The following is a 17,883-nucleotide window of genomic DNA, read 5'->3' on the forward strand; positions in this document are numbered from 1 at the left end:
ATCAAAGCTGAAAAAGTATAAGTGTAGCCTTTATTGATACAAAACGAGTGCTTTATCGGCTTGCGCTGTATTTTTGTAGCTAATAGTTGCTTGCTGAGCAAATTGCTCTTTATTTTCGATATTTAAAGCTTTATCAAAAACTTTTGCAGCTAACTCATAATCGCCTTGGGCATTAGCTAAACACGCAAGAGAGAGCAATAATGCGTTATTCGCGTCATCTTTTTTTAGACGCTCTTGAATACTGGTTTGTAGTTTTACAGCGTCTGCTGATGTGGCATTACTTAATATATTGGCAAGTAAAGCATGTTGCTCGTCGTGCTTAACCATTTTAATTAAGTCGCTTTCAATAGTACTTAACTGGCCTACTTTAGCCATTTGCATTAAGTAAGCTGTATTAGCATGAGCTTGTAGCTTTTTAGGAAGCTGTTTATATTTTTCAGTAATTTTATCGCTAGCTTGTGCGTTGAAATAGGCAGTAAACAGCTGAGTCCACTGTACATCGTTGAGGACTTTTTTACGAAGCAAGCGCGGTAAAAACTCTTCAAGTGCACTAAAGTGCTGTTGTTGTACAAGTATTTCGGCATATAGCTTTAGCTCAAGCGCCGTGGCTTTTTTTGAATCTACGTTAGCGCGCATTTGCGATTCTATTGCACTACTGTCACCGCTGGCTATCCAAAGTTTAGCAACCTTGAGCTGTTGCTCTGGACTAATTTCAAATAAGCGTTCGAGTGCTTTATCTGCTTGATTATTAGCAAGCGCCGCTTTTGCTAATAACGCTAATCGTATATCTTCAAACTTACTGGGTACACTATTTCCAGACAACGCTTTTTCTACGAATTCATAATCATCGTTTATGGCACTCCACAGAGCCTGCTCTATCGCAGCTTGTTTACGCTCTTCACTACGCGCAAAAAAACCGTGCTTCGTTTTGTGGTAAATCGACAATAAATAGCGCACAAGTTTATAAGTTAAATACAATATGGCTGCGGTAATTGCTGCCATAATACAAAACGAAACAATCGTGCCTTCAATTGTGGTGTTATTAAATGAGATCAGCACATAGCCTTTTTCATCTAGCACAAATGGCGTAATCGCTAAAACTAAAACAATAGCAACAATTAATACTATCAGCCCTATCATTGCGCCCACTCCTTAACCTGCTGTGTACTTTGTAAATTTACTTCAGGGTTAAAATTTAGCGGCTCTTTTTCTAGGCTGGTCAACGCGTTTATAACTGCTTTTGTCGCCTCATCACCTTGCTTAAAGTACTCATTAACCAAACGCTTTGCTTCACTTATAGCACTAAAGTAAATGCTCGCTTGCTTGCTCATTAATGCATCCTGCGCTTGAGTGACATTTAATTTAATACGCTGATTTATTAGGTGGCGCTCCTGATCGGTTAACAGGGGTTCTATCGCAACCCCTTCGTGCTGACGAATAGTAATAAAGCTATCAACTAGCTTACTCCAGCTGTTACTTAGATTTTGCTGCCAATCACTGACATCTTCGCTTAATGCATTCTCGTTAACTTGCTCTGCTTCTTCAGGAATGTTTACCGCATTAAAAGCTAAGTTATCAATAGTAGCTAAAACACTATTAAGTTTTAAGTAAATGGCCTCAGTCGGAATAGGTTGTAGGCTATCTAACGTTTGAATGTCTTGTGTTATCGCTTGGCGAACAGCAACGGTACCTGGGTATTCGCTAAGTAGTGCATCTAAGCGTTTAAGCACAGCGCTTGCACCTTGATAATCTCTTTCTGCCCACAGTTTAAATTCAGCCATGCGCTGTAAGCTGGTTACCTCTTGCGGGTTGAGCGAAGCGCCTTGCTGCTGCGCTTGTTGCAATGCCGCTTTTAATTGTTGCTGGTTATTTTCAGCACTTTCAGAGAGCGCCGCAGCCACTTTCTGCTCACTATTAAACAAAGCTTGCTGCAAATTAGCTTGTGCCGATTTAAGCGCTTGTAGCTCTTGAGCGAGAAGTTTATTTTGCTCATTCAGCTCATTAAGGGCTGTATTTTGCGTTTTACCTGCATTTAACTTTTGGTAAAACTCGTAACCAACACCACTTGCCACAATAAGTGAAATAACAAGCGCAAGAACCGCTACTTTACTTACTTTTTGCTTATTACTTGCCGCACCTGTTGCACTTACAGGTTCTTTTTTATTTAAAGGCGCAGCTGGCTTAGCTGTTTTTTTGTTATCTGCCGTTACTGGCTTTGACTGTTCGCTCATTTTGCTACCTTGCTGGTTTATGCAGGAAAACATAGCGTTATCGCTTGCCCCTGCAGCAATGTTTATATTAGCCAAACTTATTTGTTGCTGCTGTAAATAGGCGGCTATACGCTCGCTAGCAACGTAAAATCGGCACTGTTGTAACCACTGTAACTGTTTGTCAGTTAGGTTATTAAATATTGCATCAACTGCTGCATTACTAGTTATGACTATACCTTGTACTTTCAGGCTTTGCCAGTGGTCTGTCCAGTTGGTTTTTTCAGCACTTATTGGCTCACGCTTATAAACAACGCAACTGTTTAAAAATGCTCCACGCGCTTTGAGGGTTTTGGCAATATCTGGGCGGCCAGCGTGGCCTTTAACTAAAACAATATTGCAGCCATCAACCTCAGCTAAAGACTTTAGTGCTAATAAGCCTTCTGAATCATACTGTTTAGGCAGTGCAGCTCGAACACCGAACACGTCATAAATAGTATCCGCGGTTTGTTGACCTACTGCGTAAAATTGCGCTTTGGTATTAATTGTTGGCTTTAATTGCGCAAGCGCAGTAACCGCATCTTGGGAGATAAAAATTATTTTATCAGCGTTAATTAGCGGGCTAAGTTCGCCAGTGGAAGGGGTAAGGTATGATAGTTTTAAAACAGGGAATAATGACGCCTGATAACCCGCTTGCTCAAGTTGCTGAGCAAGGGCTGCGCCTTTTCCTTCGGGCCGAGTTATCAGGATATGTGTCATTTATGCGTCTCTATATACTTCGGCTAATATTTTGTCGGCACCTTGTGCTAATAGCTTTTTAGCAAGCTCAACACCAATAGCTTCTGCATCATTTATATGACCGGTTACTTCGTCATATAAAATTTCACTCCCGTCAACCGCGCCCACTAAGCCACGTAAATGCACTTGTTCGCCATCAACTAATGCATACGCACCAATAGGTACTTGGCAGCCACCTTCTAAATGGCGATTCATAGCACGCTCTGCATTTACGCGAATGCGCGTTTGATTATGCTCAAGCGGGGCCAGTAAAGCTTTTGTTACTTCATCATCAACGCGACACTCAATACCTACAGCACCTTGACCGTTAGCAGGTAGCGAAACCTCTGGCTCAATATAATCAGCAATACGTTCATCCATTTTTAAACGTAGCAGCCCGGCTGCAGCTAAAATAATTGCATCGTACTGGCCATCATCTAATTTGGCCAAACGCGTATTCACGTTGCCACGCAAATCTTTAATTACTAGATCAGGACGCATAGCTCTAATTTGGCACTGACGACGAAGGCTAGAAGTACCGACTACAGCACCTTTTGGTAAGTCACTCAACGTGGCATAGTTATTTGATACAAATGCATCGCGTGGGTCTTCACGTTCACAAATTGTGTGCAGTGCTAAGCCCTGTGGAAACTCAACAGGTACATCTTTCATCGAGTGAACGGCAATATCAGCTCGGCCATCTAACATTGCTTGCTCAAGTTCTTTAACGAACAAACCTTTACCACCAATTTTTGCCAGTGGTGTATCTAAAATAATATCCCCTTGAGTAGACATAGGGACTAATTCTACGCGTACATCGCTATGAAAATGCTCAAGCTGTGCTTTCACAAACTCTGCCTGCCACAGTGCTAGAGCACTTTTACGGGTTGCAATGCGTACTAACTTTGTTTTTTCTGTCATAGGGTATCCAAATAGTTACAGCAAAAAGCCAAGCTTAATTGGCTAAAATTCTAAATTCTTTTTGAGCAATTAAATTACCTTGTTCATCAACCACATCTACGCGCCAATGGCCAGTTTGCGTAGTCATAATGTTTTTGGTTGAGTAGGTCCGGTAGCGCGGTGAAGTAACGTCTAACGAAATCTCAGCCATCACCTCGCCTTCATAAAGCCATACATGCTTTACTTGTTGGCCTTGTAGGTTTTTAAGTTCACTAAAAAACGAAAGCGCGTCTTCAAACTGATTCAAACGAATATCAGCAGCAAATACATTGGTGGGCTCGCGCTTACTTACTTTTCGAGTCAGTACTGCACGGCTAATTTTACTTGTATCAATTTGCGCCCCTAGTGCAACACTTGCAATATGCGCATTCGCTGCAAACTTTTCGCTACTTGCCAGCGCACCATCCTCACTTTTTATTTCAGAAAGTGGATCACTCAAAGAGTGACTTACTGCTCGATTACTAGGTTGCACACTAATTAACTCATCAGCGCTATCACTTTGCTGACTACTCATAGTTTCAGTATTAGTATCTCGCTTCTCAAGCAATGCTGTTGACGCTTCATTTGTAGCTAGTAGAGCATTCTCTACAGGCACATCATCGACTGCTTGCAATGAATCTGTAGAGGGAGCTGTGTGTGCTATTTCGCTTGCACTTATATGCTTGTTAGCATTGGCGGCGTCGTCGCTCTGCTGGGTCTCACTAATGCGCGCGTTATTATCTTGCAGGCTATTATCAACATGCAACTCTTGCTCATTAGGTTGCTCGCCCTGCTCAGCATTTACTGAGCTAGTTAAGCCGTATACAACCGCGGCCGAGGTCATTGCTACCAACATAGAAACACTCACAATACGACGCCAATGCCACTCGTAACTTACATTCGGTACACTATTTTGTGGTTCGCGTTTTACATTTGCTTTAATAACTATTTTTTGACTCATATTGACCTCAGCGGCTCCAAATTAGCTTAAACGGGCAATTAACCATTGGCGAATAGCTTGCAGTTCTTCTGCGCAAACTTGATGAGCCATAGGGTATTCTTGCCAGCTTACATCCATGTTATGTGCTGTTAATATTTCAAATGCATGCCTGCCGGCACTATGCGGCACAACATTATCTTGGCTACCATGTGCCATAAATACATTTAAATCGGTATGTTTTGCTTCTTGTGCTAGTTTTTCAGGCACGCATATATAAGTAGACAATGCCATAACACCTGCCAGTTTGTGCTCAAATCGCGGTGCCAAATGTAAAGACACAACGCCACCTTGTGAGAAGCCCGCCAAAATAATTTTATTGGCCGGTATGCCGTTTTTAATTTCTTGATTGATCAGGGCTTGCACTTTTTCGGCTGAATCTCTCACGCCTTGTTCATCGGCACGCTTATCTAATTCTATAGATTTTATGTCGTACCACGAGCGCATTTCCATGCCACCATTTATGGTGACCGGTTGAATAGGCGCATGCGGAAAAACAAAGCGCACACCAAGCTCACTCGGTAAATTTAGCTGCGGTGCCACAGGGGCAAAGCCATCACCAGAGTCGCCCAAACCATGCAGCCAAATAACCGTGGCTTTATGCTCACCTTGAGCCGGATATTCTGCAAATGCTAAACTCATAAGCTCGATTGCCACTTAATTTCTTGGCCAGCTTGGCGAGTAGACGCTTGGTTCATAAACTCCCAAAACTCTGCCCCCGAGCGGTTATCAATCCATTGGCCGTCACGCATTTCAAAGTGGTGACCATTAAATTTAGTCGCAACCCATACTTGATGCAAAGGCGCTTGTTTGTTAATTACAATCTTACTTTTATCAGGGAAAATGATTTCTAAAATACCCTCAGCCGACTCGTAATCTAAATCTGCTTCACAATCATCAACTTGCTCTTCAATTGTGTACATGAGCGCTTCGGCTAATTGGTGATATTCACTTTCGGTCATAGTAACTTTCCTTTGCAGGCGAGCTGCGTAATATTGGGTACGGTTTGTATGCAGCTAGTGTAACAGGAATAAAATCATCCGCGAATAGCTGCATTTTTTAGATATTCTGTTACTCTGCGATTATAAAGCCAGCAACCGTATTAATCTAATGAAAGCGACACATACCTCACAATTAAAACGACTATTTATAAGTACTTTACTGCTAAGTGCATTAGCTGGCTGCGGCCAAAGTGGGCCTTTGTATTTGCCAGAGCAACCACGCGAGCAAAGTAAACCTCAAAATACAGTGCAGCCAACCCCCGTAGAAAACGCCAATACTGAACAAGTACAGGAGCAATAAATGGATTATTTTAATTATCAAAACAATCAATTATTTGCCGAAGATGTGAGTGTTGCTGCTATTGCTCAGCAATATGGTACGCCGTGTTACGTGTACTCTAGAGCCACGTTTGAGCGTCATTATTTAGCTTTTGCAAACGCCACCAAAAACCATAAAAGCTTAGTGTGCTATGCGGTTAAAGCTAACTCAAATATTGCAGTGTTAAATATTTTAGCGCGTTTGGGGGCCGGTTTTGACATAGTATCGAAAGGTGAACTAGCACGTGTAATAAAAGCCGGCGGTGACGCTAGTAAAGTGGTCTTTTCGGGCGTAGCTAAAACCGCTGACGAAATTGCGTATGCACTAAAATTAGGGATTAAATGCTTTAATGTAGAATCAATTTCTGAGCTTGAACGCATATCAGAGGTAGCATGTGAGCTAAATTTAGAAGCGCCTATTTCTATTCGCGTTAACCCCGATATAGATGCAAAAACACATCCGTATATTTCTACCGGCTTAAAAGAAAATAAGTTTGGGATTGATATTCAAACGGCTGTGAGTGTTTATCAGCATGCGGCGTCTTTGCCTGGCCTAAAAGTAACAGGCGTAGATTGCCACATAGGCTCGCAATTAACAGAAGTTAAGCCTTTTTTAGAAGCGCTTGATAAGCTAATGGCATTAATTGATGAGCTTAAAACAAATGGTATTGAGCTTACGCATTTAGACATTGGTGGTGGATTAGGCGTTCCTTATAATAATGAACAGCCGCCTCACCCAAGTGAATATGCTGCGCAAGTTACCGAGCGCTTAGCCAATTACAAACACCTTGAGCTAATTTTTGAGCCTGGGCGCGCTATAGCTGCTAACGCCGGCATTTTAGTAACGCAGGTTGAGTTTATTAAGCAAAACCAAGAGAAATTTTTTGCTATTGTTGATGCTGGCATGAACGACATGCTTCGCCCTTCGCTTTATCAGGCATGGCAAAAAATTATTCCGGTATCGGTGCGCAGTGACGACACCCCAACACATAACTTTGATATTGTGGGTCCTGTGTGCGAAACCGGTGACTTTTTAGGAAAAAACCGCGAACTTGCGCTTAAACAAGGCGACTTATTAGCACAACGAAGTGCCGGTGCCTATGGTTTTACAATGAGTTCAAACTACAACTCTCGCCCACGCGTGGCCGAAATAATGGTAGATGGTGAGCAACACCACCTTATTCGTGAACGTGAAACAATCGAGAGCCTTTATCAAGGTGAGAAAATTTTACCATAAACGTTTTTGTTAAGGCGCTGCTCTGTGGCATGATTAGCGCAGAGCAACCCCGAATTAGAGCGCTATGTTAGTTAATTTTTCCAAAATGCACGGCTTAGGCAACGACTTTGTTGTAATTGATAACATTACACAAAATGTGTTTTTGTCTCGCGATCAAATAAAAAAACTGGCTGATCGCCACTTTGGTATTGGCTTTGACCAATTACTTATGGTTGAAGCCCCTTACTCCCCCGACCTCGACTTCCATTATCGAATATTTAACGCCGATGGCAATGAAGTAGAACAATGCGGAAACGGTGCCCGTTGTTTTGCTCGCTTTGTGCGTATGAAAGGCTTAACTAACAAACACAAAATTAGTGTTTCAACTAAGTCGGGCAACCTCACGCTATACATAGAAAAAGATGGCCAAGTGACGGTTAACATGGGCCATCCTAATTTTGAGCCTGCTAAAATCCCGCTTAAAGCTAGTAAGCGAGAACTTACCTATATAATAAGAGCGCAAGAGCACACGGTGTTTAGTGGCGCGGTGTCGATGGGTAACCCGCACTGTGTATTAGAAGTTGACGATATAGCAACCGCACAAGTTGATGTACTTGGCCCACTGCTTGAAAACCACGAACGCTTTCCAAATCGTGCCAATATTGGTTTTATGCAAGTGTTATCGCAAGATCATATTAAGCTCAGAGTGTGGGAGCGCGGCGTTAGTGAAACCCTCGCCTGTGGTACGGGAGCTTGCGCAGCAATGGTGATTGGCCATGTGCAAAGTAAGCTTAACAACACAGTACAAGTTGATTTACCCGGTGGTACTTTACAAGTACGTTGGAGCGGCGAAGGTCACCCTGTTCGCATGACCGGCCCAGCCGAGCATGTTTTTGATGGACAAGTTGCGCTATGAGTGAATTAACAAAAGAACAAGTTGCTGAATATTTAACGCAACATCCCAATTTTTTAATAGAGCAGCCACACTTACTTGCAAAGCTTGAGCTACAACACAAAGAGCAAGGTGCTACTTCACTGGTCCATATTCAGCAGCGCCAGCTACGTGAGCACAATACGTTATTAAAAAATCAAATACAGCGTATGAGCGAACACGCGACGCAAAACGAGCTGGTATATCGTTTATTTAGCCAGTGCCATCGCCAACTGTGGACAAACTACGACTTTAATACGCTTGCCGCAAATTTGCGCAATATTATTTGCACCAGCCCGCACATTAGCGAGTGTCGGTTAGTTAAATATCACAGCACGTATGATGCGCTTATTGAGCATCGCCTAAGCCAATTTGGACACTACTTAGGACGCGTTAATCAGCAAGAGCGCGAGCTATTATTTTGCGAAAACACGCAATCTTCTGCAATCTACTTAATTGGTTCGACAGAAAACCCCGTCGCAATATTGGCCTTTGGCAGCCATGATGAAAACCATTTTGAACCCGCGCAAGATAACCTGTTTGTGCTTGATTTTGTGCATGCATTGCAACTTAGGCTGTTGGAATTGGCATGAGCGACGAGACGCCTAACACTGAGCAATTAAGTGAGCATTGGCGTACACCCATTTATTTATTTAGTGACTATTTAAAATACGAAAGGCAGTATTCAGAGCATACGGTAAATCAGTATGTCAGCCAGCTAAACTTTGCCGCCCTGTATTTTAGTAAACTATGTGACGACTGGTTTGGCGTACAAGGAGAGCATATTCGTCGCTACAGTATGGCGCTTCGTACAAAACAATTAAGTGGGCGTACCATTAGCTTAAAGTTAAGCTGCATTCGTAGCTTATATAAATTTTTAAAAGCGAAGAATATTGCTCAGCACGCGCATTATCATAACCCAGCGCAGGGTATTAAAGGCCCTAAATTTTCTAAACCTCTGCCTAAAAATCTCGATGTAGATCAGATGGCAAGCCTGCTTGAGATTAACGATGACGACCCATTAGCCATTCGCGACAAGGCAATGATGGAGCTTATGTACTCATCTGGGTTGCGCATTAGCGAGTTAGTTGGCACCAACTTACGTGATATCAACGCTGTTAGCGGTGAAATATTAGTCAAAGGTAAAGGTAATAAAGAGCGCATTATTCCGGTGGGCAGTAAGGCGCTCACAGCACTAAAAAATTGGCTCAATATTCGAGGGCAATTTGCAAAGCCTGATGAAATGGCAGTGTTTTTAAGTAGTAAAAAAAATCGTATTTCGGTTCGCCAAGTTCGCCTGCGCATGCAAGAGTGGGGCATAAAACAAGGTATTAGCTCACAGGTACACCCGCATAAACTGCGTCACTCGTTTGCCTCTCATATTTTAGAATCATCTGGCGATTTACGTGCTGTACAAGAGTTGTTGGGGCACAGCAGTTTATCGGCTACGCAAGTATATACCCATTTAGATTTTCAGCATTTAGCTAAAGTGTACGACAACACTCATCCACGCGCTAAAAAACAAACCGATTAGGAATGTAATTATGATCCGATTTAATCGTGCTCCTCGCCCTTTTTCAGTTATGAGCTTTGATTTAGACGACACCCTGTATAACAACCACCCAATAATAAAAGCCGCGGTTAAAGCCCAGCAAGATTATTTAAACGCGCTTCCTAGCTACTTACAACAAGGCCCGAAATACTGGCAACAATGCCGCAATGAGGCCGTAATACAGTTACCAGAGCTTGCTGATAATGTAACTAAATGGCGCCAACATACGCTACGCTTAGCCCTTTCAAAGCTGGATTTAAGCGATCAAGAAGTAGAACACCATGCCAATGCTGCCTATAACGCCTTTGCCGATGCACGCAGTAAAATAGTGGTAACCGACGACGTACTAAAGCTGCTAGATGATTTAGCCCAGCACTTTAAGCTGATTGCAATAACCAATGGCAATGTTGAAATTGAGCGCTTTAACTTACGCGATAAATTTGAGCTAGTACTGCAAGCCGGTATGCACGGTAAAGCCAAGCCCCACGGCACCCTGTTTGATAAAGCCGCCGAGCACTTAAACGTGGCTAAAAGTGAAATTTTACACATTGGTGATAGCTTAGATACCGACGTACAAGGCGCCAATAATGCTGGCTGCCAATCAGTTTGGTTAAACGACCAAGGCGTTACTTATGCCTACAAAGGCCTAGCCGATGTTGAAATTGCAAATATTCATGCCTTAGCGCATTTTATTAAATAGCCTAAATACACCTAAGAGGTTGCAATGAGCCATTATACCAAGCTAATAACCTTGCTATTAATAGGCTCACTTAGCCTCAATGCTTACCTGCTATGGCCAGAACAAGTCGCGGTTGTTGACAAGCAAGAAATTCAAAAAACCTCTGAAAAACCAATTAAAGCGCCTAATAATGAGCTGCTTACTAAGGCTAAACAACAATTTGAGCAACACCAGTTTGACGAGGCGTTTAATACTTACCAGCAACTAAAGCAACACTCACCTCCCCTTGCGCGCACTCTTTACTCTTCGTGGGTTTTGCAATTAAAAACATGGCTAAATACTAACTTATCTCTTAGCGAGCCATTGTTAAACACACTATTAGATCAAGACCCTTACAATACAGAGCTACTTACACTGCAGGTCGATTACTTAATAAATAGTGGGCAAATACAAAATGCAATTATTGCTTTATTTGAACTATACCCGTTGTTAAATGAGCAACAGCAAAGCGCAGCAAATGCGCGGTTGGAAAATCTGACTAAAAACGAGCTTTATAGTTTAAGTGAGCAAAAAAACTGGCAAACAATTATTGAACAAACTCAAATTTGGCTCGATTATCAAAACGACAATAGTCATTTTTTATACGCACTTGCTTATGCTTATTATCAGCTCGAAAACTTTATTAGCGCCTTAACAACGATTGAACGCATGCCATCAAATCACCCACTACAAAACAAAGTCGCTGATTTACATGCAATGATAAAGAAAGCTCAATCGCAAGATGACTTTATTGCGCTTACCCCCTACGGCGCACATTACACAATTAGCGCCGAGCTAAATGAGTCAATCCAAACAAAGCTCATGCTAGATACTGGCGCAAGTATTACCTCTCTTTCGAGTGACGTGCTTAACCAACTCTCACCCAGACCACTGTATTTAGGCGATGTAACCGTAAACACCGCCAACGGGCAAATTAGCGTAAAACGCTACCAAATTGAGTCGTTTAAAGTAGGGATGCAAACTATTTATGACTTTGAAGTGCTCAGTATTGAAAACATCCGCGGCCAAGGCTTATTAGGGATGAATTTTTTATCACGATTTAAATTCAATATAAATCAACAAACAGATGAGTTAGAGTTGAGTGCTAAATAGCTAAAATAAAGGAAAGTACATGGCTTTAAACGCTTTTTTACAGCAACTTGCAGACAACCCTAAAAGCATACAATTTAGCGACACTATGGCGGTAATAGAAGCTAATTATAATTTTACCGCGTGTGGATTTAATAACCACGGGTTACTTAGCTCTGCAAGTGAGAACAACGGCTCATGTAAAATTTTTGCGTTTGCTAAATTAAACGATTTAAGCAAACAAAATACATTAGATTGTTTTGGTAAGTTTTACCGCGAAGACGTGCTACAAAACCCTAAAGGCGATGATCACATGAACATTCGTACGTTTATGTTAGCGCCAGAAGCAACGCCATTTTTAGGCGTTACTTTTGAAGGCGAGCCACTAAAAGCGAAATAGCACTAAACTGCTAAATTAAAGCGTTTTTTCCATAAAATAACGCGTACCAGAGCGCGGATAGTTGTTAAGCTGATACTTAACCACATATCCGCGTTTTTCGTAAAATGGCTTGGCCTGAAAATCGAGTGTATCAAGCTGTGCGGTAGCAGCCCCGCGTTTAATAGCAGCAAGCTCGAGTGCAGTTAAAAGCTTGCCAGCTAACCCCTTGCCACGCGCTTCAGCGCTGCACCAAAGCCAATTAATCATTAGCCAATTACCAAATACGTAACCGCTCACGCCGGCAATTAAGCCGCCTTTTTCATCTACAAATTTATAGCCTAAGGGTACTTTAGGCGCATCAAAATGTTGCGCGTTAAATTCAACTATTTTGGTTCGAAGCGCTGAATTTAACGCATCGGTATTATCTGCTTTTAATTGATACATGTGCCGCCCTTAAAAGAGCAGATACTAGCAAACTGGCTTTATCAAAACAGGTTATTTTTTCCATAAGGTACTTCTAATAAATTACTGGTTGTTTTTTCGGGTTGGCCGCACATTTCATCGTAGGCGCTAGTATGGCGCAGTACCATTTCGGCGTAAGCTATGTTTTCAAACCGTTTTTGAATATGTAGCGGGCTGAGCGCTTTTACAAATTCACCATTTTCTTCAGTAACGTAATACTCTACGTTATTTATAATGACAGACACCTGATAGAGCGCCATTTCAAGAGAGTGGGCTACCACTTTTTGTAATGGTTCGTGTTTTTTTAACTCTGAAAATTTCATACCCATAACAATCGCCTTTTAATAAAAAGTAACTTTATCAATACGCGCCTTTGCTATAATCGCGATCAAATTATTACATCACTGCCTTTTTAATCTTATGAGCAATAAAATTCGACTCGCTAAATACATTGCTCACGCTGGTGTGTGCTCTCGCAAGCAAGCATCACGCTTAATAGATGATGGGAGAGTAACGGTAAATAGTCGCCCTGCTAATCATATTGATCACGTTAACGAGCAAGATGAGGTAATAGTTAACGGCCAACATGTTAAAGGCGCAGCCGATTTAGTTTATTTTGCGTACCACAAACCTGTAGGTATTGACTGTAAATTAAATAAAAATGACCCTGCTAGTCTTATTCACCATTTGCCTACGTTTACTCGTGTTTACCCCATTGGCCGATTAGATAAAGACTCTCGGGGCTTGCTTATTTTGACCAACGACGGTGATTTTTGTAATCAGCTTATTCACCCCGACTTCCACCAGCCTAAACGTTATTTAGTCACGGTAGATAAACCGATTAACAACGCGTTTTGTAAAAAAATGGCTGCAGGCGTCCCTGTTGATAAACAAGTAACCTTACCGTGTGAAGTCACTAAAATAACTGACTATCAATTTAGTATTATTTTAAAGCAAGGGCTTAACAGGCAAATACGTAAAATGGCGCATTACTGCGGCTTTAAAGTAATTGATTTATTTAGAGTGCAATTTAGCGAACTTGCTCTTTCAAACCTAAACCTACCAGAAAACCACTACATAAAAATTAGTAAAACTGATATTTCAAAAATCTAACCTTAGTTTAAATAGCACACAAAAAAGTTAAAAAATAACCTTGCAAAAATAGATTACAGGTGTAGTCTTAATTTAAAGATTACATTTGTAGGCAATAAAGTGATTGAATTATCAAAAGCAGAATTCGACGTGCTTGATGCACTCTGGATTAATTACCCAGCAACCGCCAGTCAAATAATTGAGCGCTTAAGCGATGACAAAAAATGGCACGAAAAAACCATTAAAACCCTACTGGGCCGATTAGTAAAAAAAGGCGCTCTGACCTTTGAAAAAGACGGCCGCCAATATATTTATACCCCTTGTATGGAGCGCGCCGACTACACATTAAAAGAGAGTAAAAACTTTATTGAGCGCTTTTTTAGTGGCCGTATAGCGCCACTGGTAAGCGGGTTTGCTAAATCGGAGCAGCTTTCTCAGCAAGATATAAACGAGCTTAAAAAAGTTATTGATGATTGGGAAAAAAACCAAAAGTAAGGGATTAACATGGTTATTCAAACTGGGTTTAATTGGGTGATTGAACAACAACTTCTATTAAGTATTTTGTTTTGTGGGTTTATTTTACTAGAGCGATTTGGTTTAAAAACCCTCGGCTCAGGCTTTGTATACAAGTCAGCGTGGTTAATACCTGTCGCATTAGTTTTCGCTAATTTACCCAATGCAATAAAACCGCTGCAAAATAGCAATATTAGTCATTACTTAATTACCCCTAACCAGCCCTTTTCTCATGAAATGGGGATTAGCTGGGCACTCATGTATGTACTTATTACTATGGGGTTATTAATAGCCAGTTTTATTACACATACTCGTTTTGTTAAAAGCCTGCAGCTAACTGAGCTAACGCACCTAGAGCACACTCTTGCCACTGGTATTAAAACCTATACCAGCCAATATGTAGCCACGCCAATGGTGGTGGGTATTTTGCAAAGCAAGCTCATACTGCCTAGTAATTACAAAACCCAGTTTGATAAAGCCTCTTTAGCGCTTATTTTAGAGCATGAAACTGTGCACATAAAACGCAAAGATAACTTAATAAATGCCCTGCTGTTACTGGCTACTATTTTATTATGGTTTAATCCGCTCGCTTGGATGGCATATGCAAGTTGTAGGCGCTTACAGGAGCTGACTTGTGATAAACGGGTACTTGCCAATAAAACCACACACCAACATATTTTATACAGCAAAGCCTTAGTTAACTGCGCGGCAAAAACGCCCGCAGGCCTAATGGCTTATTCACACTACGGAGATAAAAAAACCATGTTACAACGACTTACCAATATAAAGTACAGTGGCAGTCACTCATCCCTGGCCAAAGGTGGCTTACTGCTTGTTGCAGCAAGTATGTTAAGCACGCTCGCTATTGCAAAGCAGCCGCAAACAGAGGGTGCCAAACAAGATCATATTTCACCCATAATTCGCATTGAGCCACACTACCCTACTAAAGCCGCCCAACAAGGTATAAGTGGCTCAGTGGTATTAAAATACGATATTGCTGCCAATGGCAGAACAAAAAATATTAGTGTTATTCAATCAAAGCCGACCGGTATTTTTGATAAATCTGCTAAAGAAGCGCTAGCAAAATGGGAATATAAAATCTCTGAGACAGGCTTTAATGATGTGCTCGTACAGCTCGATTTTGCCATAAACAGCGAGGTTGCTAATACTGATTTAATAGAGCGAATTAAAGTATCACATTAATACTATTTAGCTATGCAAGAGCACAAAGCAAGCGCCCTTTTAGGCCGCTTGCTTTGTGGTTTTAATAATAAAATTAAATACTCACTACAATCATGGCAATGGCCGTGCCTAAGCCAATAAACCATACTAGCGAACGGATAATATCTAAGTTCAGCCAATAAAAAGTGCAGTATAAAGTACGCGAAACTATATGGGTCACCGCCAAGGTTTCGGTTACTGCATTTACCGAGTTAGTACCCAATACCACCGCAATCGCAACGGCAAACACTGCAAGTGATTCAAAACAATTTTGATGGGCAGCGAGCGCACGCGCACCAAAGCCCGTTAATTTTGCCTGTTGAGAACGCGGATGTTTATTATCGTATTGGCCAAGCTTTGCCATCGCAATGGCCACCGGTACTTTTGCAAAATAAGGCATTAATACAGCAAGTAATGCGCATACTACTAATATTGTCATAATGTATTCTCTTTTTATAAATCTAGTTATTTGACCAATACATATAACACACATACACAAAAAAGCCGCCCAAACGTTTTATGACTTACGCTGGCGGCTAAACAATAACATCACATTGACTATAGCTAAGTTTACCTATAAAGCCGTGCGGCATAATGTCGCAGGTGATGAATATTCACTATCACCCTTAATGCATCGCATTAATCACTAAAGCTTGTTAACTTAAAGACTTTATTTTTTATCGACTAATACCATGACTTGGATCTTTTTCACTTTTTTAGCCGCCTTTATGCAAGCCTGGCGAAATGCCCTGCAAAGTAAATTAAGCACACATGCAAGTGTAGCTGGCGTAACCCTTTCGCGTTTTGTTTTAGCCGGCCCTATTGCTGCAGTGTATTTATATGGCCTCTATCAATATCAAGACACAGCCATGCCTAGCTTTAATAATGCCTTTTGGGGTTTTATTATTGGCGCAAGCGTTATGCAAATACTTGCCACTGGCTTAATGGTAAAACTGTTTAAAATGAATAATTACGCCATAGGTGCAGGCCTTGCTAAAAGTGAGGCGCTAGTAGCCGCTATTTTAGGGGTATTGTTTTTTGGCTCTGCGCTTAGCCTGCTTGGTTGGCTGGGTGTATTTTTAGGCGCCATAGCAGTACTGTTACTGAGCGGTATAACCAGCGTAAAACGCTTTGATGCAAAAACGGCATTGATTGGCCTTGCCTGTGGTACCAGCTTTGCCCTTACATCGCTGTGGGTACGCGAAGCAAGTTTAAACTCAGGGCTATTGTTCCCACACTCAGCTGCATGGGTTTTACTGTTTGTAATAAGCCTACAAACACTTATATTACTTGGCTATTTATTACTTAAAGAGCCACAAACGCTTAGTAAACTTTGGCAATATAAGGGCATTACAACAGCAATTAGTATTTTTAGCTGTGTAGGCTCTATTGGCTGGTTTAGTGCAATGAGTTTACAGCACGTGGCGTATGTTAAAACGCTTGGTCAGGTAGAGGTATTTTTTACCATGCTAATCGCTGTTTTATGGTTAAAACAACCGCTAAAACGCCAAGACAGCGCAGGGCTATTATTGATTGCAGTGGCCGCGATATTGGTAATGTGAAATTGCAAAGCCTTCACCAGGCTGCTTTTACTCAGGATAGTAGTCTCTTCACACTAAGCAAATGAAACGCCGTCTGTGCGTGGCTAGCACTTTTTTGTACCGTAAAACATCTCTATAAAATATTTCAGCTTTCATACATTCACGTGGCGAATATATTTTATGCTTAATTATTCGTTTTATAATTATCGCAAAAAAGCTTTCAGCACCCACATTATCACGACAGCTCCCTGCACGGCTTCATCGAAAATACAAGATTATATTTCCTTATGAAGGTGAGATGGCCAGCGCTACCTTATTGTCTACCTTGATCATTATACTACTGCAAAACTTCTGCGTATTATTCCAATTCGAATATAAGTGTAAATTTAGCCCCGCCATAAATACTATGCGACAATGAAATATTCGCCCCGTGAAGATCAACTATTTCTTTCACAATAGACAAACCGAGCCCAAATCCAGCCCTGTCTGAATGAACTTCTTGTCGAAAATATGGTTGAAAAACTCGTTCGCTATTTTCCTTTTTTATTCCCTGCCCATCATCTTCTATAAAGATATTAATCTTTTTATTTTGTTTTTGGACGGTTATATATATATTATCTTTGCCATATTTGTCGGCATTTATCACTAGATTTCTTATTGCTCTTGACAGTAAAGAGCTATCCGCTATTAGATTACAAGGCGACTCAACTTTGAGGTGGACTTTACTCTTGCACTCCTGTTGAAACTTTTCGCAATTTAATGCTAAAAAGCCCCCTACCTCTATAGTTTTTTGTTCTAACTTTAGTTCTGCTCTTTCCATTTGAGCATACTGCAGTAACTCTTCTACCATTTCCTCCATAACAAAAATCTGTTTCTCTAAACCACTAAAATGCTCTTGTGATGATTTATCTATTGTTTTGCTTAATAGCT

22 protein-coding genes are annotated in these 17,883 nt (G+C 41.3%); 12 read left to right on the forward strand and 10 right to left on the reverse strand.

Annotated features, from left to right (window positions below; genetic code table 11):
* Positions 1–30 precede the first annotated feature (30 nt).
* The 6 genes from AABI99_RS08365 to cyaY are packed head-to-tail and all read right to left on the reverse strand — an operon-like array spanning position 31 to position 5,882.
* Positions 31–1,140, reverse strand: coding sequence for a heme biosynthesis HemY N-terminal domain-containing protein (locus tag AABI99_RS08365; RefSeq protein ID WP_338365190.1), 1,110 nt, complete (start codon positions 1,138–1,140; stop codon positions 31–33).
* Positions 1,137–2,966 (reverse strand): uroporphyrinogen-III synthase, encoded by a 1,830-nt coding sequence (locus AABI99_RS08370; RefSeq protein WP_338365191.1) that lies wholly within the window; start codon positions 2,964–2,966, stop codon positions 1,137–1,139. Before AABI99_RS08370 ends, AABI99_RS08365 begins: the two co-directional genes overlap by 4 nt.
* On the reverse strand, positions 2,967–3,905 hold the full coding sequence (gene hemC / locus AABI99_RS08375) for a hydroxymethylbilane synthase (protein WP_338365192.1): 939 nt from the start codon (positions 3,903–3,905) through the stop codon (positions 2,967–2,969). It lies immediately after the preceding gene.
* A gap of 34 nt (positions 3,906–3,939) precedes the next feature.
* On the reverse strand, positions 3,940–4,884 hold the full coding sequence (locus tag AABI99_RS08380; protein WP_338365193.1) for a DUF2914 domain-containing protein: 945 nt from the start codon (positions 4,882–4,884) through the stop codon (positions 3,940–3,942).
* Between the two features lie 21 nt (positions 4,885–4,905).
* The gene (locus AABI99_RS08385) at positions 4,906–5,562 is read right to left on the reverse strand and encodes an alpha/beta fold hydrolase (protein WP_338365194.1); all 657 of its coding nucleotides are present in this window, start codon (positions 5,560–5,562) and stop codon (positions 4,906–4,908) included.
* Entirely contained in the window at positions 5,559–5,882 is a 324-nt protein-coding gene (gene cyaY, locus AABI99_RS08390) for an iron donor protein CyaY (RefSeq protein WP_055015887.1), read from the reverse strand. The genes AABI99_RS08385 and cyaY overlap by 4 nt, the downstream gene beginning before the upstream one ends.
* A gap of 148 nt (positions 5,883–6,030) precedes the next feature.
* Here cyaY and AABI99_RS08395 point away from each other — a divergent pair, with 148 nt between their 5' ends.
* From AABI99_RS08395 to AABI99_RS08430, 8 genes are all read left to right on the forward strand, one after another.
* Positions 6,031–6,222 carry a lipoprotein gene (locus tag AABI99_RS08395; RefSeq protein ID WP_338365196.1) on the forward strand — a complete coding sequence of 64 codons (192 nt, stop codon included), beginning with the start codon at positions 6,031–6,033 and terminating at the stop codon, positions 6,220–6,222.
* Positions 6,223–7,476 (forward strand): diaminopimelate decarboxylase, encoded by a 1,254-nt coding sequence (lysA, locus tag AABI99_RS08400; protein WP_338365198.1) that lies wholly within the window; start codon positions 6,223–6,225, stop codon positions 7,474–7,476. It abuts the gene before it with no gap.
* Positions 7,477–7,540: 64 nt separating this feature from the next.
* Positions 7,541–8,371, forward strand: a complete 831-nt coding sequence (dapF, locus tag AABI99_RS08405) for a diaminopimelate epimerase (RefSeq protein WP_338365199.1) — start codon at positions 7,541–7,543, stop codon at positions 8,369–8,371.
* Positions 8,368–8,979 carry a DUF484 family protein gene (locus tag AABI99_RS08410; protein WP_338365201.1) on the forward strand — a complete coding sequence of 204 codons (612 nt, stop codon included), beginning with the start codon at positions 8,368–8,370 and terminating at the stop codon, positions 8,977–8,979. The genes dapF and AABI99_RS08410 overlap by 4 nt, the downstream gene beginning before the upstream one ends.
* The gene (locus AABI99_RS08415; protein ID WP_338365202.1) at positions 8,976–9,920 is read left to right on the forward strand and encodes a tyrosine recombinase XerC; all 945 of its coding nucleotides are present in this window, start codon (positions 8,976–8,978) and stop codon (positions 9,918–9,920) included. The genes AABI99_RS08410 and AABI99_RS08415 overlap by 4 nt, the downstream gene beginning before the upstream one ends.
* A gap of 10 nt (positions 9,921–9,930) precedes the next feature.
* Positions 9,931–10,638, forward strand: a complete 708-nt coding sequence (locus AABI99_RS08420; RefSeq protein ID WP_338365203.1) for an HAD-IA family hydrolase — start codon at positions 9,931–9,933, stop codon at positions 10,636–10,638.
* A 24-nt stretch (positions 10,639–10,662) separates the two neighbouring features.
* Positions 10,663–11,769 carry a retropepsin-like aspartic protease gene (locus AABI99_RS08425; protein ID WP_338365205.1) on the forward strand — a complete coding sequence of 369 codons (1,107 nt, stop codon included), beginning with the start codon at positions 10,663–10,665 and terminating at the stop codon, positions 11,767–11,769.
* A gap of 19 nt (positions 11,770–11,788) precedes the next feature.
* Complete coding sequence (locus AABI99_RS08430; RefSeq protein WP_338365206.1) at positions 11,789–12,145, forward strand: HopJ type III effector protein; 357 nt, start codon at positions 11,789–11,791, stop codon at positions 12,143–12,145.
* Between the two features lie 15 nt (positions 12,146–12,160).
* Here AABI99_RS08430 and AABI99_RS08435 read toward each other — a convergent pair whose 3' ends face one another.
* Both AABI99_RS08435 and AABI99_RS08440 read right to left on the reverse strand, forming a co-directional pair.
* Positions 12,161–12,568 (reverse strand): GNAT family N-acetyltransferase, encoded by a 408-nt coding sequence (locus tag AABI99_RS08435; RefSeq protein ID WP_338365208.1) that lies wholly within the window; start codon positions 12,566–12,568, stop codon positions 12,161–12,163.
* Between the two features lie 41 nt (positions 12,569–12,609).
* Positions 12,610–12,915, reverse strand: a complete 306-nt coding sequence (locus tag AABI99_RS08440) for a DUF6482 family protein (RefSeq protein ID WP_338365209.1) — start codon at positions 12,913–12,915, stop codon at positions 12,610–12,612.
* Between the two features lie 91 nt (positions 12,916–13,006).
* Between AABI99_RS08440 and AABI99_RS08445 the strand changes: the two genes are divergently transcribed.
* The 3 genes from AABI99_RS08445 to AABI99_RS08455 all read left to right on the forward strand — a co-directional run bounded on the left by AABI99_RS08445 (position 13,007) and on the right by AABI99_RS08455 (position 15,394).
* Positions 13,007–13,699: a pseudouridine synthase gene (locus AABI99_RS08445; protein WP_338365210.1), complete on the forward strand. Its 693-nt coding sequence runs from the start codon at positions 13,007–13,009 to the stop codon at positions 13,697–13,699.
* Positions 13,700–13,798: 99 nt separating this feature from the next.
* Positions 13,799–14,173, forward strand: a complete 375-nt coding sequence (locus AABI99_RS08450) for a BlaI/MecI/CopY family transcriptional regulator (protein WP_338365211.1) — start codon at positions 13,799–13,801, stop codon at positions 14,171–14,173.
* 9 nt (positions 14,174–14,182) lie between these two features.
* Complete coding sequence (locus tag AABI99_RS08455) at positions 14,183–15,394, forward strand: TonB family protein (protein ID WP_338365212.1); 1,212 nt, start codon at positions 14,183–14,185, stop codon at positions 15,392–15,394.
* 73 nt (positions 15,395–15,467) lie between these two features.
* On the opposite strand, the gene AABI99_RS08460 is transcribed toward AABI99_RS08455, so the two are convergent.
* A complete protein-coding gene (locus AABI99_RS08460) occupies positions 15,468–15,851 on the reverse strand; it encodes an MAPEG family protein (protein ID WP_338365213.1) in 384 nt (127 codons plus the stop codon).
* Between the two features lie 253 nt (positions 15,852–16,104).
* Between AABI99_RS08460 and AABI99_RS08465 the strand changes: the two genes are divergently transcribed.
* Positions 16,105–16,974 carry a DMT family transporter gene (locus AABI99_RS08465; protein WP_338365214.1) on the forward strand — a complete coding sequence of 290 codons (870 nt, stop codon included), beginning with the start codon at positions 16,105–16,107 and terminating at the stop codon, positions 16,972–16,974.
* A gap of 337 nt (positions 16,975–17,311) precedes the next feature.
* Here the strand turns inward: AABI99_RS08465 and AABI99_RS08470 are convergent.
* The coding region (locus AABI99_RS08470; protein ID WP_338365215.1) for a HAMP domain-containing sensor histidine kinase at positions 17,312–17,883 on the reverse strand (572 nt) is incomplete at its 5' end.

It is taken from the genome of uncultured Pseudoalteromonas sp. (genome assembly GCF_963922945.1).
Classification (GTDB): Bacteria; Pseudomonadota; Gammaproteobacteria; order Enterobacterales; family Alteromonadaceae; genus Pseudoalteromonas.

What these genes read in the sequence shown, in the direction of transcription:
- AABI99_RS08365 (WP_338365190.1), bottom strand. Translation starts at nt 1,140, where the DNA reads ATGATAGGGCTGATAGTATTAATTGTTGCTATTGTTTTAGTTTTAGCG.
- AABI99_RS08370 (WP_338365191.1), bottom strand. Translation starts at nt 2,966, where the DNA reads ATGACACATATCCTGATAACTCGGCCCGAAGGAAAAGGCGCAGCCCTT.
- hemC (WP_338365192.1), bottom strand. Translation starts at nt 3,905, where the DNA reads ATGACAGAAAAAACAAAGTTAGTACGCATTGCAACCCGTAAAAGTGCT.
- AABI99_RS08380 (WP_338365193.1), bottom strand. Translation starts at nt 4,884, where the DNA reads ATGAGTCAAAAAATAGTTATTAAAGCAAATGTAAAACGCGAACCACAA.
- AABI99_RS08385 (WP_338365194.1), bottom strand. Translation starts at nt 5,562, where the DNA reads ATGAGTTTAGCATTTGCAGAATATCCGGCTCAAGGTGAGCATAAAGCC.
- cyaY (WP_055015887.1), bottom strand. Translation starts at nt 5,882, where the DNA reads ATGACCGAAAGTGAATATCACCAATTAGCCGAAGCGCTCATGTACACA.
- AABI99_RS08395 (WP_338365196.1), top strand. Translation starts at nt 6,031, where the DNA reads ATGAAAGCGACACATACCTCACAATTAAAACGACTATTTATAAGTACT.
- lysA (WP_338365198.1), top strand. Translation starts at nt 6,223, where the DNA reads ATGGATTATTTTAATTATCAAAACAATCAATTATTTGCCGAAGATGTG.
- dapF (WP_338365199.1), top strand. Translation starts at nt 7,541, where the DNA reads ATGTTAGTTAATTTTTCCAAAATGCACGGCTTAGGCAACGACTTTGTT.
- AABI99_RS08410 (WP_338365201.1), top strand. Translation starts at nt 8,368, where the DNA reads ATGAGTGAATTAACAAAAGAACAAGTTGCTGAATATTTAACGCAACAT.
- AABI99_RS08415 (WP_338365202.1), top strand. Translation starts at nt 8,976, where the DNA reads ATGAGCGACGAGACGCCTAACACTGAGCAATTAAGTGAGCATTGGCGT.
- AABI99_RS08420 (WP_338365203.1), top strand. Translation starts at nt 9,931, where the DNA reads ATGATCCGATTTAATCGTGCTCCTCGCCCTTTTTCAGTTATGAGCTTT.
- AABI99_RS08425 (WP_338365205.1), top strand. Translation starts at nt 10,663, where the DNA reads ATGAGCCATTATACCAAGCTAATAACCTTGCTATTAATAGGCTCACTT.
- AABI99_RS08430 (WP_338365206.1), top strand. Translation starts at nt 11,789, where the DNA reads ATGGCTTTAAACGCTTTTTTACAGCAACTTGCAGACAACCCTAAAAGC.
- AABI99_RS08435 (WP_338365208.1), bottom strand. Translation starts at nt 12,568, where the DNA reads ATGTATCAATTAAAAGCAGATAATACCGATGCGTTAAATTCAGCGCTT.
- AABI99_RS08440 (WP_338365209.1), bottom strand. Translation starts at nt 12,915, where the DNA reads ATGGGTATGAAATTTTCAGAGTTAAAAAAACACGAACCATTACAAAAA.
- AABI99_RS08445 (WP_338365210.1), top strand. Translation starts at nt 13,007, where the DNA reads ATGAGCAATAAAATTCGACTCGCTAAATACATTGCTCACGCTGGTGTG.
- AABI99_RS08455 (WP_338365212.1), top strand. Translation starts at nt 14,183, where the DNA reads ATGGTTATTCAAACTGGGTTTAATTGGGTGATTGAACAACAACTTCTA.
- AABI99_RS08460 (WP_338365213.1), bottom strand. Translation starts at nt 15,851, where the DNA reads ATGACAATATTAGTAGTATGCGCATTACTTGCTGTATTAATGCCTTAT.
- AABI99_RS08465 (WP_338365214.1), top strand. Translation starts at nt 16,105, where the DNA reads ATGACTTGGATCTTTTTCACTTTTTTAGCCGCCTTTATGCAAGCCTGG.